The sequence below is a fragment of the Ralstonia sp. 22086 genome (assembly GCF_052045975.1).
Lineage (GTDB): Bacteria > Pseudomonadota > Gammaproteobacteria > Burkholderiales > Burkholderiaceae > Ralstonia > Ralstonia wenshanensis.
Genome location: NZ_JBQEPZ010000001.1, coordinates 870,407 through 889,297, shown reverse-complemented (window position 1 = coordinate 889,297; position 18,891 = coordinate 870,407). Strand labels below are relative to the sequence as shown.

General features: G+C 64.1%; 14 protein-coding genes and 3 tRNA genes. 15 read left to right on the top strand and 2 right to left on the bottom strand.

The genetic code is table 11. The features are described 5' to 3' along the window. Window positions 1–114: 114 nt before the first annotated feature. Window positions 115–1,308, bottom strand: a complete 1,194-nt coding sequence (earP, locus tag ACTJK6_RS04140) for an elongation factor P maturation arginine rhamnosyltransferase EarP (RefSeq protein WP_440838777.1) — start codon at window positions 1,306–1,308, stop codon at window positions 115–117. Between the two features lie 91 nt (window positions 1,309–1,399). Here earP and uvrC point away from each other — a divergent pair, with 91 nt between their 5' ends. The 12 genes from uvrC to ACTJK6_RS04080 all read left to right on the top strand — a co-directional run bounded on the left by uvrC (window position 1,400) and on the right by ACTJK6_RS04080 (window position 12,496). Further along, entirely contained in the window at window positions 1,400–3,373 is a 1,974-nt protein-coding gene (uvrC, locus tag ACTJK6_RS04135; protein ID WP_440076868.1) for an excinuclease ABC subunit UvrC, read from the top strand. Window positions 3,374–3,440: 67 nt separating this feature from the next. After that, the gene (pgsA, locus tag ACTJK6_RS04130) at window positions 3,441–4,016 is read left to right on the top strand and encodes a CDP-diacylglycerol--glycerol-3-phosphate 3-phosphatidyltransferase (protein WP_232042414.1); all 576 of its coding nucleotides are present in this window, start codon (window positions 3,441–3,443) and stop codon (window positions 4,014–4,016) included. A gap of 135 nt (window positions 4,017–4,151) precedes the next feature. Next, a tRNA-Gly gene (locus tag ACTJK6_RS04125) sits at window positions 4,152–4,227 on the top strand. Window positions 4,228–4,280: 53 nt separating this feature from the next. Continuing rightward, window positions 4,281–4,356, top strand: a tRNA-Gly gene (locus ACTJK6_RS04120). Between the two features lie 92 nt (window positions 4,357–4,448). After that, a tRNA-Cys gene (locus ACTJK6_RS04115) sits at window positions 4,449–4,522 on the top strand. A gap of 240 nt (window positions 4,523–4,762) precedes the next feature. Next, on the top strand, window positions 4,763–5,995 hold the full coding sequence (locus ACTJK6_RS04110) for an MFS transporter (protein WP_440838397.1): 1,233 nt from the start codon (window positions 4,763–4,765) through the stop codon (window positions 5,993–5,995). A 395-nt stretch (window positions 5,996–6,390) separates the two neighbouring features. Then, window positions 6,391–7,104, top strand: coding sequence for a response regulator transcription factor (locus ACTJK6_RS04105; RefSeq protein ID WP_045204378.1), 714 nt, complete (start codon window positions 6,391–6,393; stop codon window positions 7,102–7,104). Beyond that, window positions 7,088–8,767, top strand: coding sequence for a FecR family protein (locus tag ACTJK6_RS04100; protein WP_414560416.1), 1,680 nt, complete (start codon window positions 7,088–7,090; stop codon window positions 8,765–8,767). The genes ACTJK6_RS04105 and ACTJK6_RS04100 overlap by 17 nt, the downstream gene beginning before the upstream one ends. Continuing rightward, window positions 8,760–11,093 (top strand): CHASE2 domain-containing protein, encoded by a 2,334-nt coding sequence (locus tag ACTJK6_RS04095; protein ID WP_440838396.1) that lies wholly within the window; start codon window positions 8,760–8,762, stop codon window positions 11,091–11,093. Before ACTJK6_RS04100 ends, ACTJK6_RS04095 begins: the two co-directional genes overlap by 8 nt. Window positions 11,094–11,269: 176 nt before the next feature. Next, a complete protein-coding gene (locus tag ACTJK6_RS04090; RefSeq protein WP_260804236.1) occupies window positions 11,270–11,470 on the top strand; it encodes a hypothetical protein in 201 nt (66 codons plus the stop codon). Between the two features lie 34 nt (window positions 11,471–11,504). Beyond that, window positions 11,505–12,218, top strand: a complete 714-nt coding sequence (locus tag ACTJK6_RS04085; protein WP_440838395.1) for a response regulator transcription factor — start codon at window positions 11,505–11,507, stop codon at window positions 12,216–12,218. Between the two features lie 26 nt (window positions 12,219–12,244). Next, entirely contained in the window at window positions 12,245–12,496 is a 252-nt protein-coding gene (locus ACTJK6_RS04080; protein ID WP_232042421.1) for a GlsB/YeaQ/YmgE family stress response membrane protein, read from the top strand. A gap of 310 nt (window positions 12,497–12,806) precedes the next feature. Here ACTJK6_RS04080 and ACTJK6_RS04075 read toward each other — a convergent pair whose 3' ends face one another. Continuing rightward, window positions 12,807–13,562 carry a FadR/GntR family transcriptional regulator gene (locus ACTJK6_RS04075; RefSeq protein WP_232042422.1) on the bottom strand — a complete coding sequence of 252 codons (756 nt, stop codon included), beginning with the start codon at window positions 13,560–13,562 and terminating at the stop codon, window positions 12,807–12,809. A gap of 85 nt (window positions 13,563–13,647) precedes the next feature. Between ACTJK6_RS04075 and gudD the strand changes: the two genes are divergently transcribed. The 3 genes from gudD (at window position 13,648) to ACTJK6_RS04060 (ending at window position 18,821) form a co-directional block, all read left to right on the top strand. Then, window positions 13,648–15,018 (top strand): glucarate dehydratase, encoded by a 1,371-nt coding sequence (gene gudD / locus ACTJK6_RS04070; protein WP_440838394.1) that lies wholly within the window; start codon window positions 13,648–13,650, stop codon window positions 15,016–15,018. An 88-nt stretch (window positions 15,019–15,106) separates the two neighbouring features. Further along, on the top strand, window positions 15,107–16,399 hold the full coding sequence (locus ACTJK6_RS04065; protein WP_440838393.1) for an MFS transporter: 1,293 nt from the start codon (window positions 15,107–15,109) through the stop codon (window positions 16,397–16,399). A 10-nt stretch (window positions 16,400–16,409) separates the two neighbouring features. Further along, window positions 16,410–18,821 (top strand): TIM-barrel domain-containing protein, encoded by a 2,412-nt coding sequence (locus tag ACTJK6_RS04060; RefSeq protein WP_440838392.1) that lies wholly within the window; start codon window positions 16,410–16,412, stop codon window positions 18,819–18,821. The last annotated feature ends 70 nt before the right edge of the window (window positions 18,822–18,891 follow it).

Below are 18,891 nucleotides of genomic sequence, written 5' to 3'. Positions count from 1 at the left end.
CAAATTTCCTGAGAGTAAGAGGGTTCGATGCGCGCCAAGCAACGAAGCACCGCGCGATACCCTCCGGGCCGCGCGAACCAGGTCAGAGCCGGGGGTCGCATACAGATCAGCCCGCTATTTTACCTGTTTTTCGCAAAATGCCACCAAATTCGCGGCGAGATCGCCTAGTTGCATCAAGCTTTGCTCCCACGTGACGGCTCGTGCGCGCAGGTGCTCTGCGGTGGCAGCAAAGTCCGCCCAGTTGAGTGACGCCGGCGCACCATTCCAGGCGTGCCAGAAGGCGATCAGCGCTTTGGCATCGGCCTCTGTCAGGGCGGGGGTATAGCGGGCCAGAAATGCGTCCAGCTTCGTGAGGTGCACGTCGTCGCTTTGCGGGTAGATGTGCCAGACAAAGGGCTTCAGCGCCCATTGAGCCCGTACGAACGAGTCTTCCCCGCGCACGAAGTTGATGTCGCAAGCCCAGAGCAGCGGGTCGTAATGCTCCTGCGGCACGAATGGCACGACGGCTACGCTCAGGTTGCCGCGCGTCCAGCGAGCACCTGTCTTGGCGCCACCGGCGTCACCCAGTAGCTCGGCGATCTGCTGGGCGGCCAAGCCCTCCGGGACCAAGCAGATCACCGGTTGGGGCGATGCTTCCCATTGAGCGACCAGCGTTGGCAGCGCCGGGTTGGCATAGGCGAACAGGCTCACTCGCAGGGCGTCAGGGTTGTCGCGCATCACGTCGTCGACGCCGAGGCGGTGCCACAACGCCTGGTGGGCGGCGGGGCTTGCCTCGAACGTCTTGCGTTGGGCGCCAAGATGCGATTCTCGCAGTACGCCGCCGGTGTTGCGCGCAAAACCGGGGAAGAAGAAGTGTTTGACGAGCGGCAGTCGCAGATGTGGCGACTGCATCGCGTGATGCTCGGCCACCCAGTTCTCGGCGCTCAGGTATTCCAGGTTGATCCAAACCGGTGCCATGCCTTGGGATGCCCGCTCGGCCATGAGCGTCAGCACTGGCTCCGGGACAGCGCATGCGAAGGCGCCAATCACCACGTCGTGCAACGCGGGGTGCGCATCGGCGGCGAGGAGATTGGCGACCTGCGCATCGTCCATCCATTGGCGAATATCCACGCCTGAAACGCGCTGTGCCTCGGTTTTTGCGTCGACAGCAGGGCAGAGCTTTTCGAACGAGCGGAGATCGTCCACCCACAGGCGGACCGTATGGCCGTGCTCCTGTACAAGCTGGCGGGCCAGACGCCAGCAGACGCCAATGTCGCCGTAGTTGTCGACGACGCGGCAGAAGAGATCCCAGGATTTGATGGTGCGCATGCAGGAAGGCCAGCCGGGCAACGAAGAAGATGGGCCGACATTGTAGTCGGCGGCTTGTTCTAAACTGACGGCCTCTGATCCCGCGAACGCCATGTCGTCCGACCCCACGCAACCCCAGCCCCCTGAGACGCCCGAGAGCGTTGAGCCCAGCGCGCCCGCAACTGCGCCCGAATTCGACGCGAAAGCGCACATCGCGCGCCTGCCGAACCTGCCGGGCGTGTATCGCTACTTTGATGCGCAGGGCAACGTGCTCTATGTGGGCAAGGCACGCGACCTCAAGAAGCGCGTGTCGAGCTACTTCAACAAAACGCTGCTTTCGCCGCGCATCGCGATGATGGTGGCGAAGATCGCGCGCATCGACACCACCGTGGTGCGCAGCGAGGCTGAAGCGCTGCTGCTCGAGAACAACCTCATCAAGGCGCTGGCGCCGCGCTACAACATCCTGTTTCGCGACGACAAGTCGTATCCGTATCTGAAGCTCACGCAGCACGCATATCCGCGCATGGCGTATTACCGCGGCGCGACCGATCGCAAGCACCAGTACTTCGGGCCATTCCCGAGTGCGCATGCCGTGCGCGAGAGCATGCAAATCCTGCAGAAGGTGTTCCAGCTCCGCACGTGCGAAGACACGGTCTTCAACAACCGCACGCGGCCGTGCCTGCTGCATCAGATCCATCGCTGCAGCGGCCCGTGCGTGCAAGCGATCAGCGCAGAGGATTACGCGCGTGACGTCGCCAATGCGGCCGGCTTCCTGCAAGGCCGTCAGGACGAGGTCATGCAGACGCTGCAGGACAAGATGCAGCGCTACGCCGAGTCGCTGGCGTTCGAGCAGGCCGCCATCGTGCGCGACCAGATCGGCGCGTTGTCGACGGTGCTCAAGCAGCAGTCTGTGGAAGAAGTCGGCCACGCCAGCGACATCGACATCCTGGCCGTTGCCATCAAGGGCGGCCACGCCTGCGTGAACCTCGCGATGGTGCGCGGCGGGCGCCACCTGGGTGACAAGGCTTACTTTCCAACGCACGTGGAAGAGGGTGCCGCGATTGTCGGCGTGGATGTGGAAGCCGACGGCGAGCCGGCGGCAGAAGCGCCGCGCGATGCCGAACGCATGGCCAGCGACATCCTCGAAGCCTTCGTTGCGCAGCACTATCTCGATCAGTTTGTGCCGCCGGTGCTGGTGGTCAGTCATCAGATTCACGCAACCGAGCTGATCGACGCGTTGGCCGAGCAGGCCGGGCGCCGCGTTTCGGTTGTGCGCCAGCCGCAGGGCGGGCGCCGCGCATGGCTCGAGATGGCGGAGAAGGGCGCTGAGCTGTCGCTGATGCGCCGGCTTTCCGAACAAGGCAGCCAGCAGGCCCGCACGCTCGCGCTGGCCGAGACCATCGGCATTGATCTCGAAGACCTTGCTGCGCTGCGGGTCGAGTGCTTCGACATCAGCCACACCGCTGGCGAAGCCACGCAGGCCTCGTGCGTGGTCTTTCACAGCCACGCCATGCAAAACAGCGAATACCGCCGCTACAACATCCAGGACATCACCCCCGGTGACGACTACGCGGCCATGCGGCAAGTTCTCACGCGCCGCTACCAGAAGATCGTCGAGCAAGCTGGCGAGGACGCCCCCAACATGCCGAGCATCGTGCTGATCGACGGCGGCAAGGGGCAGGTGGAAGTCGCGCGACAGGTCTTTGAAGAGCTGGGGCTGGATATTGGATTGCTCGTCGGCGTGGCCAAGGGCGAGGGACGCAAGGTCGGCCTGGAAACGCTCATCTTTGCCGATGGCCGTCCGTCACTGGAGCTGGGGCAGGGCAGTGCCGCGCTGATGCTCGTCGCGCAGATTCGCGATGAAGCGCACCGCTTTGCCATCACCGGCATGCGCGCCAAGCGGGCCAAGGCGCGCAACACGTCACGGCTGGAAGAGATCGAAGGCATTGGCGCAAAGCGTCGGCAGCGTTTGCTGGCGCGCTTTGGTGGCCTGCGTGGCGTGATGGCGGCGAGCGTCGATGAACTTGCCACGGTGGAAGGCATCTCGCAGACCCTGGCCGAAGAAATCTACCGTCAGCTGCATTGATCGGCGACAATGCCCCATCTTGTCGCGTGGGTCCGAGCTTGCGCGGCGGTTGTCCTCTCGATTTGCCATGCCTTTCAACTTCCCGATCCTCCTGACCTGGTTGCGTGTGGCCATGATCCCGCTGGTGGTGGGCGTGTTCTACGTACCGGACACCTGGATGGCACTGCCTGCCAAGAACCTGACGGCTGCGGTGTTTTTCATCGTCGCAAGCCTCACCGATTGGTTCGACGGCTTTCTTGCTCGCCGCTGGAACCAGACCTCCGCCTTCGGGGCCTTCCTCGATCCCGTGGCCGACAAGCTGATGGTGGCCGCGGCGCTGCTGGTGCTGCTGTCATTGGGCCGCGTGTCAGACGTCATCGCGCTCGTCATCATCGGCCGCGAGATCACCATCTCCGCCCTGCGTGAGTGGATGGCCCAAATTGGCGCGTCGAAAAGCGTGGCCGTGAACTTCCTCGGCAAGCTGAAGACGACCTTCCAGATGATTGCGATTCCGTTGCTGCTGTTCGAGGGCCGCCTGTTCGACATGATCGACGCGCAGGTGTGGGGCACGTGGCTGATTTACGTGGCGGCGGTGCTTACGCTGTGGTCGATGGCGTACTACATGAAGCTCGCCTGGCCGCAGATTCGCGAGCGCGCAAAATGAGGCTGTAAAAACTCTTGAGCAAAACTGTTGACGAGGACGATTCTTCTTTGCCATAATCTCGTTCTCGCGTTGCAGTGATGTGACGCAAACGGTCTGGCAGCACAAAGGTTGTACGGCAGTGCTGGTAGCCAAAATGCGGGAATAGCTCAGTTGGTAGAGCGCAACCTTGCCAAGGTTGAGGTCGCGAGTTCGAGCCTCGTTTCCCGCTCCAGTTTTAAATATGTGGCCGTGTTGATGTGATGGCGCGGCGGCATAACCGGTTACGCGGGAATAGCTCAGTTGGTAGAGCGCAACCTTGCCAAGGTTGAGGTCGCGAGTTCGAGCCTCGTTTCCCGCTCCAATCCCGAAGGGAAGCCTTGCTTCCCTTTTTCTTTATCGGCACGGCAAGCACGCGGTTCTCCACGAATTGCTACAATGCGGTGCTGAGCCCCTGGCGGGGTAGCAAAGTGGTTATGCAGCGGCCTGCAAAGCCGTGTACGCCGGTTCGATTCCGGCCTCCGCCTCCAGAACGCAAGAGAAAAGCCCCGACTGGTTCGGGGCTTTTTGTTTTTTCAACGTGCGCGATGCGCGTGCTTCGGGCTGAGCGTTCCTCGCCGTGCATTCTTCTGTTTGGACAGCGCACACCTCAGCGTTGATGCAGCCGCCCATCGGCGTCGCCAGCCAATCCCTTCAGCCAAGTAGTTGCATAAGAAAACCAGGTTGCCTAGACTCAAGTGGTTTTAAATTAAAACCAAGTAAGGTAGCGGATGCCCCCTGATTGTGTTGCCGAGCATTCGTCTACCGGGCGTGCCAGCCCCTCCCGGGCGTTGCCGCACGCGTGGGTTGCCATGCTGGCGCTCTGCGCAGCGGCTAGCGTGTCGAACGTCTACTTTGCCCAGCCGCTGCTCGATCCGCTGGCCCGTGACTTTGCGCTCAGCGATGCCTGGGCCGGCGGCATCATCGGTGCAACGCAGGCTGGCTGCGCACTTGCCCTGGCGCTAGTCGTGCCGTTAGGGGATCGCTGGCCGCGCAAGCCGCTGCTTCTGGTGCAGCTCGTCTTGCTCACGCTGGCGTTGCTCGCGGTAGCGCTTGCACCGGTGCGCTGGTGGTTGCTGCTTGGCATGTTTTCCGTTGGTTTGCTGGGCACAGCGATGACGCAAGGACTGATCGCCTGCGCCGCCGCGTTGGCGCAATCGGCGGAGCGCGGGCGTGTGGTGGGTGCGGTGCAGGGTGGGGTCGTGATCGGTCTCTTGCTGGCGCGCGCCGCGGCGGGCTTGATTGCGGATGCCGCAGGCTGGCGTGCCGTCTATATGGTGTCAGCCGGTCTCTCGGCAGCGATGGTGTTTATGCTCTGGCGCTCACTACCGGCACCGCCGACTGCGCTTTCGCCCATGAGATATACGGCGCTCCTGCGCTCGATGTGGCAACTTCTGAAGACCGAACGGGTGTTGCAGGCGCGCGGCCTGATCGGTTTGTTGATGTTCGCGGCGTTCAATGTCTTCTGGAGCGCGATGGCGCTGGCTCTGAGTGCGCCGCCCTATGCGTTCTCGCCGGCAGGCATTGGAGCATTCGGTTTGGTCGGTGCGATTGGTGCGGTGGCTGCCGCGCGAGCCGGGCATCTGGCGGACCGTGGTTGGGCGCAGATGGCGACGGGCGTCGCCTTGGGTTTGTTGCTGCTCGCGTGGTGGCCGCTCGGTCTCGGATTGCAGCATCTGGCGTGGTTGATCGCCGGCGTGATTCTGTTGGACCTGGGTGGGCAAGCGGTGCACGTGCTCAACCAGAGTCTGATTTTTCGCTTGCAGCCAGAGGCGCACAGCCGGCTGGTGGGCGCCTACATGCTGTTCTATGCGGCGGGCAGTGGGTTCGGAGCGGTGACTTCGACGCTGGTGTATGCGTCGGCCGGCTGGTCAGGGGTGTGTGTTCTGGGGGCCGCTCTCAGCTTGGCGGCGCTGGTGTTCTGGGCGGCGACCGCGGCTTGGACGCGCAAGCGAGACAGCTAGCGGCAGGTTCTGCAACGAGGACCTGGAGGCAGCGTATACCCGGTAGGGCCTCCAGCCCGTTGGTCGGCTCCTATACTTCCTGAGGCCTCGCACCTTGTAATGGCGCGATAAAAAATGATAGAACGCCAAGGAAACCCGGCTCTGCGCTTAGCTTTTCACAATTGTTTGCAATATGACAGAGGCGGCCTTTTAGCATGAGCTGGGCTCAAGCCGGCGTGCCACACATGCTGGCGGGGCGTGGGTAAGGTCTTGCGCGGCGGACACGTGCCGCGCCGATGGTGGCTGGTGGATCGAACAACGATGCGCCGGTCCGGGACCCCGATCACAACGACGAACGGAGTGAGCCGGCATTTCGCATAGCGATGCCGGACCCGAAACGGGGAAAGGCAATCCAGATGGCGATACGAATTGCCTCGGTAGAAGACAACCAGGCGCAGTCCGATTTGATCCGAGAGATCCTGGTTTCGTCCGGATACGAATGCGAGTGTTTCAGTAACGGCGATGCCTTCGTCAAGGCGCTGCGGGATCGGACCTTCGACCTGCTGCTGCTCGACTGGCAGTTGCCCGATATCAGTGGCATCCAGCTTGTGAGCTGGGTGCGGCAGACGGTCGGCCCGGCCCTGCCGGTGCTGTTCCTGACCAACCGATCGCTCGAAGACGACGTGGTGCGCGGGCTGGCCGCCGGCGCCGATGATTACGTCGTCAAGCCGGTGCGCCGCGCCGAGCTGGTAGCGCGCGTCGGTGCGCTGCTGCGTCGCGCCGCGCCGCGCACGAGCGAATCGCTCGAACGCATTCGCGTCGGCCCGTACGCGGTGGACCCGGTCGGGCGCGTGCTGACGTTGAATGGCTCGCAGGTCGAGCTGTCGCCGCGCGAGTTTGATCTTGGGCTGTACCTGTTCCGCAATGTCGGCAAGCTGGTGCCGCGAGAACTGATTGAGCAGGCAGTCTGGGGTCGCAGCATTGGCCCGGATTCGCGCACGCTCGCCACGCACATTTCAAAGCTTCGGCTCAAACTCGATCTCAATCAGAAGAATGGCGTGCGACTGGTCTCGGTGTACTCGCATGGCTATCGGCTCGAAACCACGCAGGAAGATGGTGAAGCAAGCTGACGCAATTTGGAGTGGTTTGATTGGGCGCGCCGCGTTTGTCGGCGCGCTCGTTCTTTTTGGCGGCGTGTGGCAGGCGGCCATGGCCCAGCCTTCCGGCGCCGACGGCAGCGATTTCCTCTATCGCGTGCGGCAAGGCGATACGTTGATCAACCTCGCGGAACGTTACATGGACAGCGTCGATGGCTGGCGCCTGCTGCAGCAGCGCAACCATGTCGCCGATCCGTATCGGCTGAAACCCGGCTCGCTGCTGCGCATTCCGTTCGATCGCATTCCGGTGGTGCCCGCCACGGCGCAGGTCGTGTTTGCGCGCGATGCAACGACCGGCGGCAAGCCGCTGCAAACGGGCATGAGGCTCGCAGAAGCGTCGCAGATTGATACCGGCGACAAGGGCGCCGTGACGCTGGCATTTGATGACGGCACGCGCGTGACGGTCCCGCCGGGCAGCCACGTGGCGCTGTCGCGTGTGCGCGCGTTTGCGCGTGCCGGGCTGATCGATGTGCGTGTGCACGTGAAGCAGGGCGAGGCCGAATCCAACGTCTCGCCCAGAAAAACCGGCGTGGGCCGGTACGAGATTTCCACGCCGGCGCTGGTGACAGGTGTGCGCGGTACGCGTTTCCGCGTGCAGGCAAGCGACGCCGTGTCGACGAGTTCCGTGCTCGAAGGTGAGGTGGCCACGCGCGCCGGTCGTCAGAAGCAGGCGGTCAAGGCCGGCTTTGGCGTGCAGGCATCGGATGGACACCTCAAGCGCGCAGCGCTGCCTGCTGCGCCAATTCTCGACGCCATCCCCCAGCTTGTGCAGACGCCGTGCCTGCGCGCGACGTGGCAGCCGGTCAAGGGCGCGGTCGGCTATCGCGCTGCCGTGGCACGCGATGCCGCGCTGACCGAACTCAGCGCCTACCAATCGAGCAAGACGCCCGCAGTAACGCTCTGCGGCGATGAGGACGGCGACTACACGCTCGTCGTGCAAAGCATCGATGCGCTCGGGCTGACAAGCGAGTCGGCCACGCGGCCGTTCACCGTGCGCCTGCACCCCGAAGCGCCCTATACGATCCAGCCCGCCAGCGGCCGGACCTACCGCAGCGGCGACGTGGCATTCGCATGGGCTGCCGTGTCCGATGCCGGCAGCTACGACATGGAAGTGGCCGGCACCGAAACCTTCACCTCGCCTGCCGTCCAGCAACATGGCAAAGATGTGCGTCTGACCAAGCCACTGACGGCCGGCACATGGTGGTGGCGTGTGCGCTCTGTGGCCGCAGACGGTAAAACTGGCCCGTGGAGCGATGCGCTGCGTTTTCGCGTGCTCGACATTCCGCCAGATGCCGTACCGACAGCCGCAGTGGAAGCCGGCAATGATGGCAAGCTGCATGCCCACTGGTCTGCGCTGTCGCCCGAGCTAGCCGCATCTGGTGGGCGCACGCGTGTGCAACTGGCGGGTGACACAAGCTTCGCCAAGCCCATCGCCGACATCGTGAGCGAAGGCAACGAGGCCTCCATTCCGCGGCCGCCGTCGGGCGTCTATTACATCCGCACTGGCGTAGATCTCGGCGATGCGGCATCGGTGGTCTACGCCAAGCCGCAGCGCATTGACGTCGGCACCTTCGTCGGTGATTCCGCTCGCAGCCCGGTGCAGAGCGGCGGCGGCAATCTGCTTCTCAATGACTGAACCCGTGCCCGCCAAATCGGACGTGCGCAGCCTTGGGCGGCGCGCTCTGGTGGAGTGGGTCGTGCTGGTGGCGCTGGCTGCGCTGCTGACGTTGGGTGCGGTGCGCTGGAGCGTGGTCGGGCGGCTCGATGCGGCGCTGTACGACACCGCCGTCACGCTGCACGGGCATGCGCCGCGCGACGATATCGTCATCGTTGCCATTGATGACCAAAGTCTCGATGCAGTGGGGCGCTGGCCCTGGCCGCGCGCCCGGCTGGCCGATCTGATTGCGCGCGTGGGGCAGGCGCAGCCACGTGCCATCGGTGTCGATATTCTGCTGATCGAACCCGATCTTGTGCAGCCCGAAGGCGATCGGGCATTGACCGCCGCCATCGAGCAGGCTGGACACGTCATCCTGCCGGCGCTACCCGAGCGCACGGAGCACGGACGCGTATATCACTATCCGTTCCTCGGTATCAACGCGTCTGTCGCGCATATCAATGCTGCCCCCGATGCGGATAGCGTCGTGCGTGGCATGTATCTGGCCGAGGGTCCGCGTGCGCATGTGCTGGACCATCTTGCCGTGCAGCTCGCGCGACAGGCGCTCCAACCGCCGCCCTCCATATCTGCGCTGCCTGATGTAGAGACCGACGCCAGCGGCTGGACGCGCCGTGCGCATATCCGCCTGAATTTTGCGGGGCCGGCCGGTACATACCGGCATGTGCCGGCTGTGGACGTGCTTAACGGCCACGTGCCGCCCGAGGCGCTTGCCGGCAAGCTGGTGCTGATCGGGGCAACGGCATCCGGCGTATCCGATATTTTTGCGACGCCCCCGTCGCGCACGATGAGCGGTGTGGAGGTGCTGGCCAATGCCACGCAGACCGTACTCGACGGCAGTGCCATCCTGCCGGCGCCACCCGGCGTGTTCTGGGCGATGACGCTGCTTCCCTTGCTGATGACCGCGTTTGCGGTGCGTTGGCTCACGCCAAGGATGGCGCTTGCCGTGGCGGTGGCGGGTGCCGCCGTGTTGTTGTTAAGCGCGATCGGCGCGCTGGTGTTCGGCAATCGCTGGCTGCCACCGTTTGCCGCGTTGGTCGGCCCGCTGGTGTTGTATCCGCTGTGGAGCTGGCGCCAGCAGGAAGCCGCGTTGCGCTTCCTGCGTGACGAGATGCAGCGTCTGGCGCGCGAGCCTGGCCTGCTGGCCGATGCCGCGCCGCTCGCCCGCACAGGCCCCACCCTCGGTGCGCACATGGATGCCGTCGCCTCGCTCACCGATAAGCTGCGCGGGCTGCGCCGCTTCCTGGCCGATGCGCTCGAGAGCCTGCCCGATGCCACGGTCATCTGCACGCATGACGGCACGATCCGCCTGGCGAATGGCCGCAGTGCAGATCTGGCCGGCCAGCTGCAGACGCCCGGTCAGAATCGCGCGGCCGCATTGCGCGACCTGCCGACGCTGTTGGCGCGTGCGTTTCCCGACCCCGCCGCCGGTGAGCACTACTGGGCACGCTGGCTGGCCAATCCCACCGGGCTCGAACCTGTCGAGCTGCAAACGCACGACGGCCGCTCGATGTTGATGCACGCCGCCGCGTTGCGGGACGAAGCGGGCCGCCCCGTCGACATCATCGTCAGTTTTGCCGACATCACCCCCGTGCGTCAGGCCGAGCGTCATCGCGAAGAAGCGCTGCGGTTCATCTCGCACGACATGCGTTCGCCGCAGAGCGCCATCCTCGCGCTGATCGAACTGCAGCGCGACGCATCGCGCGCGTTGGATCGCGAAGCGCTGCTCGCGCGCATCGGGCAGCTGTCGTCGCGCACGCTTGAACTGGCCGATGCCTTTATCGATCTGGCGCGCGCCGAATCGCAAACACTCAAGCTGGTGGACGTGGATCTGATCGGCCTCGTGCTCGATGCTGCCGATGAGGTCTGGCCGCTCGCGAATCGTCACCAGGTGGAAGTGCGCGTGGTGGCCGACATCGAAGCGGCCGTGCGGGGCGAGCCACGCTTGCTGGTGCGCGCGCTGGTGAATCTGCTAAACAACGCCATCAAGTTCAGCGCGGCGGGTTCAGTCGTCACCGTGTCGGTCAAACAGGACGAGGCGATGTTCTCGGTGGCCGTGGCCGACCAGGGCGCGGGCATTACCCTGGACGATCAGCCGCGGTTGTTCCAGCCGTTCCACCGCTTGCATGAGGGCGCGGCCAATGCGCCGTCCGGCAGTGGACTGGGTCTTGTATTCGTGAAGACAGTGGTCGACCGCCACGGCGGCCGGATTGCCGTGCAGAGCGCGCCGGGGCTCGGTTCCACCTTCACGCTGTGGCTGCCGCGCGCGGCGCATCGCCACGACGCCTGAGGCCATCGCGGTCTCGTGTGGCCTTTGCCACATTTCCTTTTCAATCATTTGCATTTCTGCACTGCGGCGGCCCTACAGTTCATTGGCCGACCCGCACAGCATGCGCCGGTGACACACCGGTCGAGAGACGACGGCACCTTGGAAAACCGAGCACAGACACGCCCGAGGCGCCACGAATGTTGAGCCAGACTGCAACCGATGTTTTGAGCGAATGCGATTACGAACGCGTTCGCGCCCAACTGCATCAAGCCCTGCGCGGCGACGGGAACCCGCCGCAGGTCGAACGCTTCTGGCTGGCTGGTCGGCATGTATCCATGTGGCGCGGCGGCGGTCGCGACGGCAGCAATGCACAAGACCATCGCCGCACCGCCGCCTGACCGCGCCGCACGCAGTCAACCTCGAAACCGAGCCATGAAAATCGGTCTGATCGACACGCACCTCGCCCGCCAGCAGGCGATCCACTCCGCGCTGCAGCCCACCCGCTTCGAATGTGTGCCGCTGTTTCTCTCCCGCCAAGTTTTTGAAGCCATTGATGTGCACGGCATCAACCTGTTGATGGTCGGCGCGCATGCGCACGACATGCCGGGCCTCTCGCTGGTGCGCACCGTGCGCGAGCGCGTGGGCCCCGGCATGGCAATCGTCTACCTTGCCGACGGCCAGGCCGATACCGATACCGAAACCGCAGACGCGCTCAATCACGGCGCTGACCTGTGCTTCCAAGGTGATATCCGTCCGCCTGAGTTGCTCGCGCGGCTTGATGCCTTGATCCGCCGCTTCGCCGTCAGCCGGGCGGTGAGAGCGTCGGAGATTCAGTTGGGCCCGTACACGCTGGACCGGCAAAATCGTTCCATCCGGTTGCGCGATGTTTCGGTGTCGGTGCATGCGCGTGAATTTGAGCTGGCGTTGCTGTTGTTCGCAAATGCGGGGCGCGTTCTCTCGCGCGCCGACATCGAACTCGCGCTCTGGGGCCGTGAGTTGAGCCCGTATTCACGCACGCTCGATACGCATGTCTCGCGCTTGCGCAAGAAGTTGCTGCTCGGCACGGAGAATGGCTTGCGCCTGCGCGCAATCTACGGGCAGGGCTTCTGCCTGGAGCGCGTGATGGATGCGGCGGCAACGCACTGACAGGCGCAACCCACGGAGCCACTGCCATGCAACTGCTCTGTCTCACCATCCTCATCGGCTTTCTGGCCGGTCTTGTGTCCAGGTGGATCACGCCAGGACGAGGCGTCAGCGGTTTCCTGCTCACGATCATGGTCGGCATTGCCGGTGCGCTGGCAGCCGCCTTTCTCGGCCAGTTGATGCGCTGGTATGAGCCGGGCCAATTGGCGGGATTTGTCGGTTCGGTGGCCGGCGCCGTCATCCTGCTCGCCGGCTATCACCTGATGGCGCGCGATCGCTGAGTGCGGCGCTTGAAAACAAAAATGCCCCGCGAGTCGGGGCTTTTTTATTGGGCCGGGGGAAGGGCGGATTGAGTGGCGGGCCCAAAAAGAAACGCCCTGACACTCGGGACAGCAGCATCAGGGCCAAGAAGGCCGCGGCTCTCTCTTCCGCGACCGGAGCGCACCCACGAGGGGTCGGTGCAAGCTCAGGTTACGTGGCTGAGAGCGAGGGAATGCAAATCTTTATCAACAGCGCCAACGCCATGGGGGCGCGATGATAGCCGGCGTCGAGTAATAGGACGTCGTACAACTTGACGGCCCTGGTGTCAACTCAGCCTGCCGTTGCCGCTGTTTGCGCGCCGGCCGCTTCATGTGCGCGGCGCAGGCGTTCCCGGCTGTTTGAGAGGTGCATGCGCATGGCAGCGCGCGCGGCTTCGGGGTCTTTGCGGGCGATGGCCTCGAAGACGCTGTGGTGCTCGCGGTTGACCGTGGCACGCAGTTCCGGCGCATTCAGATAACCCACTTGGGCCAGCCCCATCCGCGTGCGAGGGATGAGTGTTTTGCCGAGCTGGGCGAGGGCGCCAACAAAGTGTTCATTGCCCGTGGCGCGCGCGATGCTCAGGTGAAATTGCAGGTCGGAGGTGGCGCTGTCGTTGCCGTCCGCCTGGTCCTGCTCGATGGCTTCGAGCGCCAGGCGCAGGGTGTCGATTTCGGCAGGAGAGATGCGCTGCGCGGCCAAGCCTGCGCACTCCGTTTCAATGGCCACGCGCAGCTCCAGCATGCTCAAGATGTCGTGCAGTGTGGACGCATCGCCCAGCGGGATGCTGTTATCTGCGCGCGGCGGCAGGACAAAACTGCCGATGCCGTGACGCGTTTCGATCAGCCCTTTGGCCTGCAGGCGCGAAATGGCTTCGCGTATTACCGTGCGGCTCACGCCGAGCGCTTCCATCAACGCGGATTCTGTCGGCAGCTTGTCGCCAACGCGCAGGGATTCATTGGCGATGCGCCCCTTGATATGGTCCACCACCACGTCCGCCAGGCTTTGGGTGCGGCGCACAAGCGTTGCGGGCGGGTGGGTGGTGGGCATGCAATCTCCGGAGGGGCGGGTTTACCAGGGGTGGTTCAGCAGGAATGTGTCAATTATAGTCCCGTTCCATGTTGTACGACGACTGATGACATACGTGATGACCATGAATCACCAAGCTTCCGAAACCCCACTGCACACGCCGCGCGTCACGCGCCTCCAGGTCATTCCCGTGGCCGGCCGAGACAGCATGTTGCTGAATCTGAGCGGCGCCCACGGCCCGTTCTTCACCCGCAACATCGTCATTCTGGAAGACTCCGAGGGGCATACCGGCGTGGGCGAGGTGCCGGGCGGCGAGTCCATCCGCAAGACCATCGAGGATGCGACGCCGCTGGTTGTCGGACAACCCATCGGTGCGTACAACAACGTGCTCAACAGCGTGCGCCGCCAATTTGCCGATCGCGACGCCGGCGGCCGCGGGTTGCAGACCTTTGACCTGCGCACCACCGTGCATGCGGTGACGGCGCTGGAAAGCGCGCTGCTCGACTTGCTCGGCCAGCATCTCGGCGTGCCCGTGGCGGCGCTGTTGGGGCAGGGGCAACAGCGCGCCAAGGTGCCGGTGCTCGGCTACCTGTTCTTTGTGGGCGACCGAAAGCGCACCGACCTGGACTACGCCGACGGCAGCGACGCCACTGACGACTGGACCCGCGTGCGCCACGAAGAAGCGCTCACGCCGGAAGCGGTGGTGCGCCTGGCCAAGGCGGCCCACGCGTGCTACGGCTTCAAGGATTTCAAGCTCAAGGGTGGCGTGCTGAGCGGCGATGACGAAATGGTCGTCACAACCGCGCTGGCTGAAGCCTTTCCGGAAGCGCGCGTCACGCTGGACCCGAACGGCGCGTGGTCGCTGGCGGAGGCCATTCGCCTGTGCCGCGACAAGCACGACGTGCTGGCCTACGCCGAAGACCCGTGCGGTGCAGAAGGCGGTTACTCCGGCCGCGAGGTGATGGCCGAATTCCGCCGCGCCACGGGTCTGCCGACGGCCACCAACATGATCGCCACCGACTGGCGCCAAATGGGGCACGCCATTCAGCTGCACTCGGTCGACATTCCGCTGGCCGATCCGCATTTCTGGACGATGCAGGGCTCGGTGCGGGTGGCGCAGATGTGCGACGACTGGGGCCTGACGTGGGGCTCGCACTCCAACAACCACTTCGACATTTCGCTGGCGATGTTTACGCATGTTGCTGCTGCCGCGCCGGGCAACATCACCGCCATCGATACGCACTGGATCTGGCAAGACGGCCAGCGGCTGACGCGCGAACCGTTCCAGATCGTCGGCGGCGAGATTGATGTGCCGGCCGCACCGGGCCTGGGCGTCACGCTCGACATGGAACAACTGGAAGAGGCCCACGCGCTGTACAAGCAGCACGGCCTGGGCGCACGCGACGACGCAATCGCCATGCGCCAACTGATTCCCAACTGGCAGTTCGATAACAAGCGCCCCTGCATGGTGCGCTGACCGCTACGGCGGCACCCCGGGACGGCGCCAGTCGTATCGTGCCGTCCCGTAAGTCAATCACGAATAAGAAGACATCGGAGACAACACCGTGAAGACCATCAAGGGCTTGCGCTGGTGGATCATCGTGCTGGTGTGCCTGGGCACGATCGTCAACTATCTGGCGCGCAACTCGCTGGGCGTGCTGGCGCCCACTCTCAAGGATGAGCTGGGGATGAGCACCCAGCAGTATTCCTACGTGGTGGCTGCGTTCCAGGTCGGCTACACGGTCATGCAGCCCGTCTGCGGCTTTATCGTTGACCTTGTCGGCTTGCGTATCGGCTTTGCGTTGTTTGGTGTGTTGTGGTCGTTTGCTGGCGTGCTGCATGCGGGCGCAAGTGGTTGGCTGTCGTTGGCGGGCTTTCGTGCACTGATGGGGCTGACCGAAGCCGCTGCCATTCCGTCGGGCATGAAGGCGGTGGCGGAATGGTTTCCGGACAAGGAAAAATCCGTTGCCGTCGGCTGGTTCAACTCGGGTACGTCGCTCGGTGCGATGTTGGCGCCGCCGCTGGTGGTCTTCCTGCACCTGCGTTACGGCTGGCAGTCGGCGTTTGTCGTGACTGGCGCCCTCGGCTTCTTGTGGGCCGCGTTGTGGTTCGCGTTCTATCGTTCGCCGAAAGACCATGCCGCGTTGTCCGATGCCGAGCGCGAAAAGATCATCGGCGGGCAGCTTCGCCCTGTGAGCGCCGAGCGCGGCAAGCGCCCGGTCAAGGATGTTGTGACGTCGCGCCGCTTCTGGGCGATTGCGCTGGCGCGCTTCTTTGTCGAGCCGGCCTGGCAAACGTTCAGCTTCTGGATTCCGCTTTACTTCGTGAACGAGCGTCACCTCGATCTGAAGGAGATCGCCATGTTCGCGTGGCTGCCGTTCCTGGCGGCGGACCTGGGCGGGCTGGCGGGCGGCTACCTGTCGCCGTTCCTGATCAAGCGTTTCCGCATTCCGCTGGTGTGGTCGCGTGTGTGCGGTGTTGTGCTGGGTGCATTCATGATGATTGGTCCGGCGTGCGTCGGGCTCGTGGCGTCTCCCTATACGGCCATTGCATTGTTCTGCGTGGGCGGCTTTGCGCACCAGATGATTTCTGGCCTGGTCAACACGCTGTCTGCGGACGTGTTCGACCCGGAAGAAGTGGGTACCGCCAGCGGCTTTGCCGGCATGGCTGCGTGGATCGGCGGCCTGGGCTTCTCGCTGCTGGTGGGGGCGCTAGCCGACAAGGTTGGCTATGGCCCGCTGTTCGGCATGCTGGGCGCGTTCGATCTGATCGGCGCGGTGCTGCTGATCGTGTTGATTCGCGGGCAATCGCAGGAAGAGCGCGCCGCGCGCCAGATGAGTCTCTCTGCTTCACACTGAGTTGAAAACGATGTCCATGTTGCATCCCCCCCGCTTCGAACTGCAGGCGCACGAAGGCAACCGGCTGCGCCTGGCCAGCAGTGCCGGCGCTGCGATTGAACTCTTCGTGCTGGAAGAAGACATCATTCGCGTGCTTGTGCTGCCGCAGGGCGACCTGCGCGGCCCCGCCACGTGGTCGATTGCACCGGGCGGTGACGACACGCCGCTCGAAGGGCGCGACCGCCGCGACCTGAGCGGCTTCTCGCTGCCCGCTTTTGCGCTGCACACCGATGCCGACACGCTGCGCGTGGAAACCAGCAAGATTCGCCTGAGCGTCGCCCTGGCCGGCGGCTTCTGCACATGGCAGATTCGCGGCGCCGGCGAATGGCAGACCGTACTGAACGATCGCCCCACGCAGGCCTACAACTTTGGCTACTGGGACGAGCAGGTCTACCACTACGTGCGCCGCGAACCGGGCGAGATGTACTTCGGCCTGGGCGAGCGTGCTGGGGACATGAATCGTGCGCACCAGCGTTATGAGATGCGCAATATCGATGCGATGGGCTACAGCGCACGCACGACCGATCCGCTGTACAAGCACATCCCGTTCTACGTGACGTGGCAACCGGAAAATCGCACCGGCTTCGGCCTGTTCTACGACACGCTGTCCGATTGCAGCTTCGACATGGGCCGCGAGCTGGACAACTATCACGGGCACTATCGTTACTTTGTGGCGCCGCACGGCGATCTCGATTACTACTTCATCGCCTCGCCCGAGACGCCGCTCGACGCCACGCGCCGCTTTACATGGATGACCGGCCGCCCCGCGTGGATGCCGAAGTGGGGCCTCGGTTATTCCGGCTCGACCATGACATACACCGACGCGCCCAACGCGCAAGAGCAGATGGCCGAGTTCATCAAGGGATGCCGTGAGCACGACATCCTGTGCGATTCGTTCCATCTGTCGTCGGGCTATACGTCGATCGGACCGAAGCGCTACGTCTTCAACTGGAACACCGACAAGTTCCCCGATGCGCGCGGCTTCGTCCAAAGCTACTTGGATGCGGGTATTCGCCTGTGCCCGAACATCAAGCCGTGCCTGCTCCGCGATCACCCGAACTTTGAAGAAGCAAGAGAAGCCGGCCTGCTGATTTGCGACGCAAATGGCGAGCCGGCCTGGGTGCAATTCTGGGACGAGGTCGGCGCGTATCTCGACTTCACCAACCCGGAAACGCTCGACTGGTGGAAGGCCAACGTCAAGAGCGCGCTGCTCGAATACGGCATGGCGTCCACCTGGAACGACAACAACGAATTCGAAGTCTGGACGCCCGATGCTTTCGCCCACGGGTTCGGCAAGAAGGCGCCCATCCGCGAAGCCAAGGTGCTGCACACGATGCTGATGATGCGTGCCTCGCGCGAAGCACAGCTTGAGTTCGCGCCACAGCGTCGGCCCTTCCTGGTGTCGCGCTCGGGCGGTGTCGGCATGCAGCGCTATGTGCAGACGTGGTCCGGCGACAACTACACGTCGTGGGAAACGCTGCGCTACAACCTGAAGATGGGTTTGGGGCTCGCGCTATCGGGGGTCTCGAACATCGGCCACGACATTGGCGGGTTTGCGGGACCTGCGCCGTCGCCGGAGCTGCTGGTGCGCTGGGTGGCGTTTGGCGTGTTCATGCCGCGCTTCTCCATCCATTCGTGGAACGACGACAAGACCGTCAACGAGCCATGGATGTATCCGCAGGTCACCGCGCAAATCGCCTCGCTGATCAAGCTGCGCTATCGGCTGATTCCGTATCTGTACGAACTGCTGTGGCAATCCACGCAGGCCTACGAGCCGGTGCTGCGCCCCACGTTTGCCGAGTTCCCGAACGACCGCCGCTGCTACGCCGAGTTCGATGACATGATGCTCGGCACTTCGCTGCTGGTGGCGCCGACGGTGGACGAGGGGCAGACCGAGCGCACCGTCTATCTACCGGCAGGCGCACGCTGGGTTTCGTACTGGAGTGGCGAGGCCTTCGATGGCGGACAGACCATCAGGCTGCCTTCGCCGTGGGACCAGCCGGTCATGCTCATTCGCGAAGGCGGCGTGATCGCGTTGAACGTGGCGGAGCAGCATTTCGACCAGCGCGCCGACCAACGCGGCTTCGTTGTTGTACCGATGCATGGCATTGGCGAGGCGATTGGCGGCTGCATTGAAGACGACGGCGAAACCGAAGCGTGGCGCAACGGCGAGCAGGGGCGTTGGAGCGTGCGAGCGGTGTCGGATGCGCAGGCCATCACGCTGCACGTATCGCGCGAGGGCAAGATGCCGACACACGCCGACACGCTCGAGATTTACCTGCCCGCGGGTGATGGACGGCAAGTGCAGACGCCGCATGCCCGCGTGCTGGATGCCGATGTTGCGGGTGGCTGGCGCCGCTTGAGGTTGCAATTGCTGGCCTAGTGCCGCATCCTCGCTGCGCATCAAATTCGAGGTCCGGAGAGGCCCGGCGGTGCGCGGTGTTCCCTTGGTG